Source organism: Pseudomonas sp. S3_C06 (assembly GCF_054667675.1).
On record NZ_CP162747.1, the window covers coordinates 1 to 6,821 of the forward strand.

The 6,821-nt window shown below is 60.6% G+C and carries 4 protein-coding genes and 1 pseudogene; all 5 read left to right on the plus strand.

Annotated features, from left to right (window positions below):
• Positions 1–63, plus strand: a pseudogene (locus tag AB4N44_RS00005) (type II secretion system protein M); the annotation flags it as partial.
• The gene (gene gspD, locus AB4N44_RS00010; RefSeq protein ID WP_460110804.1) at positions 60–2,435 is read left to right on the plus strand and encodes a type II secretion system secretin GspD; all 2,376 of its coding nucleotides are present in this window, start codon (positions 60–62) and stop codon (positions 2,433–2,435) included. The pseudogene AB4N44_RS00005 and the gene gspD, both read left to right, overlap by 4 nt.
• Positions 2,432–3,838: a type II secretion system ATPase GspE gene (gspE, locus tag AB4N44_RS00015; RefSeq protein ID WP_460110802.1), complete on the plus strand. Its 1,407-nt coding sequence runs from the start codon at positions 2,432–2,434 to the stop codon at positions 3,836–3,838. The genes gspD and gspE overlap by 4 nt, the downstream gene beginning before the upstream one ends.
• Positions 3,838–5,049, plus strand: a complete 1,212-nt coding sequence (gene gspF, locus AB4N44_RS00020) for a type II secretion system inner membrane protein GspF (protein WP_212622268.1) — start codon at positions 3,838–3,840, stop codon at positions 5,047–5,049. The genes gspE and gspF overlap by 1 nt, the downstream gene beginning before the upstream one ends.
• A gap of 488 nt (positions 5,050–5,537) precedes the next feature.
• A complete protein-coding gene (locus AB4N44_RS00025) occupies positions 5,538–6,647 on the plus strand; it encodes a substrate-binding domain-containing protein (protein WP_460110800.1) in 1,110 nt (369 codons plus the stop codon).
• Positions 6,648–6,821: the final 174 nt, after the last annotated feature.

A 6,821-nucleotide genomic window follows, 5' to 3' on the forward strand; every position in this document is an offset into this window, starting at 1 on the left:
GCCGGCACTTTGTCAGGCACCGTTCGCATGGATCAGGCGCTGGGCGCTAAGGAAGCTTCATGAAGGGGTCAGGATCCAAACCGGCACGTCTGGCGTTGCCGATGCTGCTGATGGCGTTGAGCGCGTGCAGCAACACCAGCACCACGCCACAGAATCAGCCGCCATTGCTGGTCGACAGTGAACTGGGCCGCCCGCTGGCCAACACCCAGCGCAGCGGCGACGCGGTGCTCGACCGCGAACGCGCGCAGGCGCAGGCGCGACCTGTGCCGAAGCAATTGCACAACATCTCCAAAAGTTCGCGTAGCGGGGCGGCGTCTTCGGGCATTGCCTTGCCGAGTAATCCTTTGGGTGATCAACCGGTGACGCTGAATTTTGTCGACGCCGATATTCAAGCGGTGGTGCGGGCTCTGTCGCGTTCCACCGGGCAGCAGTTTCTGGTCGACCCTCGGGTCAAGGGCACGTTGACGCTGGTCTCGGAAGGTCAGGTGCCGGCGCGGCAGGCTTACGATATGTTGCTGGCGGCGTTGCGTATGCAGGGTTTCAGTGTGGTGGATGTTGGTGGCGTGGCGCAGGTGGTGCCGGAGGCGGATGCGAAGTTGCTTGGCGGGCCGATTTACAGCGCTGACAAACCGGCGGGTAACGGCATGCTCACCCGTACGTTCCGTTTGCAATACGAGAACGCGGTGAACCTGATTCCGGTGCTGCGGCCGATCGTTTCGCCGAACAATCCGATCAACGCCTATCCGGGCAATAACACCATCGTCATCACCGATTACGCGGAGAACCTGACGCGCGTTGCGCAGTTGATTGCGAGCATTGATTCGCCGAGTGCGATCGACACCGACGTGGTGCAGATTCAGAACGGCATCGCCGCTGACATCGCGCCGATGGTGGCGGATTTGCTCGATGCACCGGGCAATGATCCGACGCAGAAAATCGCGGTGATTGGGGATCCGCGTTCCAACACCATCATCATTCGCGCCGGCAGCCCGGAGCGCACGGAGCTGGCGCGTAATCTGATTTACAAACTGGATAACGCGCAGAGCAATCCGAGCAATCTGCATGTGGTTTATCTGCGTAATGCGCAAGCGGCGAAACTGGCGCAGGCACTGCGCGGTTTGCTGACGGGTGAGAGTGACAGCGGCACCAGTGACAGTGCGCGGTCGGTGCTCAGCGCGATGGGCGGCAGCACCGGTGGCAGCGCTGGGCAGAATGGCCAGAGCGGCACGCAAACCAGCGGCAGCACCTCGACCACCAACAGCAGCGGCAGCACGGGCGGCAGTTACGCCCAGGGCAGCAGTGGCAGCGCAACCGGCAGCGGCGGGTCACAGAATAGCGAGCAGAACGTCGCCTTCAGTGCCGGCGGTGTGACCATTCAGGCTGACGCCACCACCAACACTTTGCTGATTTCCGCGCCGGAGCCGTTGTATCGCAACCTGCGCGAAGTCATCGATCTGCTCGACCAACGCCGCGCGCAAGTGGTGATCGAAAGTTTGATCGTCGAAGTCGGCGAGGACGATGCCAGCGAGTTCGGTGTGCAATGGCAGACCGGTAATCTCAGTGGCAATGGCGTGATCGGTGGCGCGAATCTGGGTGGTTCGGGGATCAACACCAACGGCAAGACCAGCATCGATGTGCTGCCGCAAGGTTTGAACCTGGGCTACGTCAACGGCACCGTCGACATCCCCGGTATCGGCAAGATTCTTGACCTGAAAGTGCTGGCCCGGGCCTTGAAGAGCAAGGGCGGCACCAACGTGCTGTCGACGCCGAACCTGCTGACCCTGGACAACGAGGCGGCGAGTATTTTTGTTGGCCAGACCATCCCGTTTGTCAGCGGCAGCTACGTGACTGGCGGCGGGGGCACCAGCAACAACCCGTTTCAGACGGTGACCCGTGAAGAAGTGGGTTTGAAGCTCAATGTGCGCCCGCAGATTTCTGAGGGCGGCACGGTCAAGCTCGATATCTATCAGGAAGTCAGCAGCATCGACGAACGCGCTTCCAACAGCGCGACATCGACGGGCATCGTCACCAACAAACGTGCAATCGACACCAGTATTTTGCTCGACGACGGCCAGATCATGGTCCTTGGCGGGTTGCTGCAGGACGGCTACAGCCAGAGCAATGACGCGGTGCCGTGGCTGGGCAGTCTGCCGGGAATTGGCGCACTGTTTCGCAACGAGCGCCGGGCGATTACCAAGACCAACCTGATGGTATTCCTGCGTCCGTACATCATCCGCGACAGCGAAGCGGGGCGCAGCATCACCCTTAATCGCTACGACTTTATGCGCCGCGCTCAGGGTGGTTTGCAGCCGGAACGCAGCTGGGCGATGCCGGACATGCAGGCGCCGCAGTTGCCGACAGCGGCACAGGGTGTGCCGGCGGTTTTACCTGGGGCGGGTCCGCGCGCAACCATCAAAGCGGTGCCGATCCAATGAGTGCATTGCCTTACGCCTGGGCCAAGGCGCAGCGCATTCTGTTGTGCGATGGCGTGTTGACCGTTTGCCCGTCGACGCCGGGTTGGTCGATCAGTGAGGCGCGGCGTCAGTTTGGCGCGACCACGATTCAGCGGGTGCGCGATGATGAGCTGGATGGTTTGCTCGCCGCCGCTTATGCCGACACTGGTAGTGCAGCGGCGGTGGTTGGGGCTGCGGAAAACGAAGTTGATCTCGATCGGCTGATGCAGGACATGCCGGAAATCACCGACCTGCTCGACACTCAGGACGGCGCGCCGGTGATTCGCATGATCAACGCCTTGCTCACCCAGGCCGCGCGCGATGAGGCCAGCGACATTCACATCGAGCCCTTCGAAACCCATTCGGTGGTGCGCTATCGCGTCGACGGCACGCTGCGTGATGTGGTCTCGCCGCGCAAGGCGTTACACGGTGCGCTGGTGTCGCGGATCAAGATCATGGCGCAGCTCGACATCGCCGAAAAACGCCTGCCGCAGGATGGTCGTATCGCCTTGCGGGTGGCCGGGCGGCCGATTGATATTCGTGTTTCAACCGTGCCGACCGGGCATGGCGAAAGGGTGGTGATGCGTCTGCTCGATAAACAGGCCGGGCGTCTGCATCTGGAAACCCTCGGCATGGACGCGCAGGTGCTGGCCAAACTCGATCACCTGATCCGCCAGCCCCACGGCATTGTCCTGGTTACCGGCCCCACCGGCAGTGGCAAAACCACCAGCCTCTATGCGGCACTGGCCCGGCTCGATGCGAGTACCAGCAACATCCTCACCGTTGAAGATCCGGTGGAATACGATCTACCGGGTATCAGCCAGATTCAGGTCAACGCCAAGATCGACATGACCTTTGCCCTGGCCTTGCGTGCGATCCTGCGGCAAGACCCGGACATCATCATGATCGGCGAAATCCGCGATCTCGAAACCGCGCAAATCGCCGTGCAGGCCTCGCTGACCGGACATTTGGTGCTGGCGACCTTGCACACCAATGACGCGGTGTCGGCGGTCAACCGTTTAATCGACATGGGCGTCGAACCGTTTCTGCTGGCCTCGTCGATGCTCGGGGTTTTGGCGCAGCGACTGGTGAGGCGGCTGTGCAATCACTGCAAGGAAGAAGACCCCACCGCGCCCGGCACCTGGCGCCCGGTCGGTTGCCCGGCGTGCAATCGAACCGGCTACAGCGGCCGCACCGGCATCCATGAATTGTTCTGCATCGACGACGATATCCGCACACTGATCCACCAAGGGGCAGGGGAGCAGGCCTTGCGCGCATCCGCCGCGAAAGCCGGGATGTTCAGCCTGCGTGAGGACGGTGAGCGCTGGATCCGCAGCGGCGCCACCGCGCCTGAAGAAATCCTCCGTGTGACACGGGACGCCTGATGAATCGCTATCGTTTTGAAGCTGCCGACGCGACCGGCAAGATCGAATCCGGGCACCTTGAGGCGGACAGCCAGGCTGCCGCGTTCACAACATTACGCGGGCGCGGTTTGACTGCGTTATCGGTGCACAAGGAAAGCAACGTCGCCCAGCACGGCGGCGGCGGACTGTTCAGCGCCAAACTCTCCGACAACGATCTGGCCTGGGCCACGCGGCAACTGGCGAGTCTGTTGGGCGCGAGTCTACCGTTGGAAGCGGCGCTGAGTGCCACGGTCGAGCAGGCTGAGAAAAAACACATCGCCCACACCCTCAGCGCCGTGCGCGCCGATGTGCGCAGTGGGATGCGTCTGGCGGAATCACTGGCGGCGCGGCCAAGGGATTTTCCCGAAATCTATCGCGCGTTGATTGCGGCGGGTGAAGAATCCGGCGATCTGGCGCAAGTGATGGAACGGCTCGCCGACTACATCGAGGAGCGCAACAACCTGCGTGGCAAGATTCTCACTGCGTTTATCTATCCGGGTGTGGTTGGGCTGGTGTCGATTGGCATTGTGATTTTTCTGCTCAGTTACGTGGTGCCGCAGGTGGTCAGCGCGTTTTCCCAGGCGCGGCAGGATTTGCCGGGGTTGACCTTGGCAATGCTCAACGCCAGTGATTTCATAAGGGCGTGGGGCTGGTTGTGTGCGGCGATCATCGCAGGGGCGTTCTGGAGCTGGCGCCTGTATCTGCGTAATCCGGCGGCGCGTTTGAGTTGGCATCATCGGGTGCTGAAGTTGCCGTTATTCGGGCGTTTCATTCTGGGCTTGAACACCGCACGGTTCGCCTCGACGTTGGCGATTCTCGGCGGCGCCGGGGTGCCGTTGTTGCGTGCGCTGGAAGCGGCGCGGCAGACCTTGTCCAATGACCGCTTGAGTTTGAGCGTCACTGAGGCCACGGCGAAGGTGCGTGAAGGCGTGAACCTTGCCGCTGCATTGCGGGTGGAGAACGTATTCCCGCCGGTGCTGATTCATTTGATTGCCAGTGGCGAGAAAACCGGCTCGCTGCCACCGATGCTTGAGCGTGCGGCGCAGACCCTGTCGCGAGATATCGAACGCCGGGCGATGGGCATGACGGCATTGCTGGAGCCGCTGATGATTGTGGTGATGGGCGGGGTGGTGCTGGTGATTGTGATGGCGGTGTTGTTGCCGATCATTGAGATCAATCAACTGGTCCAGTAGCCGGTTTTGATGGTGTCTGATCGGGCCCCTTCGCGAGCAGGCTCGCTCCCACAGTGTTCTGTGGTGTTAAGTCAATTGCATTAACAACATCAATCCCTGTGGGAGCGAGCCTGCTCGCGAAGAGTTCAGTCGGGGCAACAAAAAATCCAGATTTTTTTCCAGGGCTTCAGCATCACCCGACCCTCAAAAGAACCATCCTCGGGTTCTCCTTTCTGTCATCTGCAACCACCCGCCAACGCCTCCAGCCCGATTCAGCACAACCCCCAATCCAGACGCTGCACGACACCCGACAAACACCCGAGAAAATCCCTTCGGAAACAGCTCTCAGCTCCCGAGGTTTTTTCCTTTATCTGTCACCGGAAACTGCGAATTTCTCAGTGCGACTTAACCAAGGCCAACGCTAGCGAGGGCCCCGGTGAGTCCTCCCAGTGTCATGCAAGTCACCCGAAAACCTGTGTTCCCAAACCTAGTTGAAAAGGAGATTCTTCATGTTCAAGCGCACTCTGATCGCAGCCTCACTGACCGTCGCCGCTCTGGCATCCGCCCAGGCCATGGCCGTAACCGGTGGTGGCGCTTCACTGCCTGCCGCTCTGTACAAAGGTTCTGCCAACAGCATCCTGCCTGCCAACTTCAGCTACGTCGTAACCGGTAGCGGCATCGGCAAAAGTGCTTTCCTCTCCAACACCGCTTCGCAATTCGGCACCACCGGCACTGTGCACTTCGCTGCCAGCGATTCGATTCTCAACGCTACGGAACTCAGCAACTACACCGCCAACTTCGGTACTTCCTACGGCCCGCTGATTCAGTTGCCATCGGTTGCCACCTCGGTAGCGATCCCTTACAAAAAGACTGGCAACACCACCCTCAACCTGACCAGCGCGCAACTGTGCGACGCCTTGTCCGGTGCCAAGACCACTTGGGGTGAACTGCTCAACAACGACGCCAAAACCGACCCGACCCTGATCCGCGTGGTCTATCGCACGGCTTCCAGCGGCACCACTGAAATTCTCACTCGTCACCTGAACTCGGTGTGCCCTGGCCAGTTCGCCGTCAACACTACCTTTACCAGCGCTCGTCTGGGTGGCTCTCCGCTGCCGGGCAACTGGGTAGGTGTGGTCAACACGGCTGACGTCGCTACCGCCGTGAACGCTGTAAACGGTTCGATCGGTTATGTCGGTCCGGACGGTGTGAACGCGTCGAGCAACGCCGTAGTGGCGCGCATCAACGGTGTTCAGCCTACCAGCGCCAACGTCAATGCTGCCCTGTCATCGGCTGCTCTGCCAGCCACTCCATCCAACCCGGCGCAGTGGGTACCGGTCGTAGCCAACCCAGGGACCGGCTATGCCATGGCGGCCTACACCAACTTCATCTTCGGCCAGTGCTACAAGGACGCCGCTGTTGCCGCTGACGTGAAGGCCTTCCTGACCCAGCACTACAGCACTCCAGGCAACGCTGTTGCTACCGCTGCCCACGGCTTCATTCCGGTTCCAACCAACTGGAAAAACGCTGTGACCGCCAACTTCATCACCAACTCCTCCGGCAACAACCTGGACATCAACAACGCCAGCGTCTGCAACGGCGTGGGTCGTCCTTTGTAAGTCCTGCTACACGCACAATGAAATGGCAGCAGCCTTAGGGCTGCTGCCATTTTTTTTGGCCGATTTACACCTCAATCATGAAGTTTGTGTGACATCCGTTCGGTCGTGGCCCTCGCCAACAGCCTATGTCGTAACAGCAGGTTTTTGCTGGCCTGCAGCTTCGTGTGGCAATCA

Bases quoted from the DNA above. Each gene is read 5' to 3' on its own strand.
- gspD (WP_460110804.1), top strand. From the start codon at position 60: ATGAAGGGGTCAGGATCCAAACCGGCACGTCTGGCGTTGCCGATGCTG.
- gspE (WP_460110802.1), top strand. From the start codon at position 2,432: ATGAGTGCATTGCCTTACGCCTGGGCCAAGGCGCAGCGCATTCTGTTG.
- gspF (WP_212622268.1), top strand. From the start codon at position 3,838: ATGAATCGCTATCGTTTTGAAGCTGCCGACGCGACCGGCAAGATCGAA.
- AB4N44_RS00025 (WP_460110800.1), top strand. From the start codon at position 5,538: ATGTTCAAGCGCACTCTGATCGCAGCCTCACTGACCGTCGCCGCTCTG.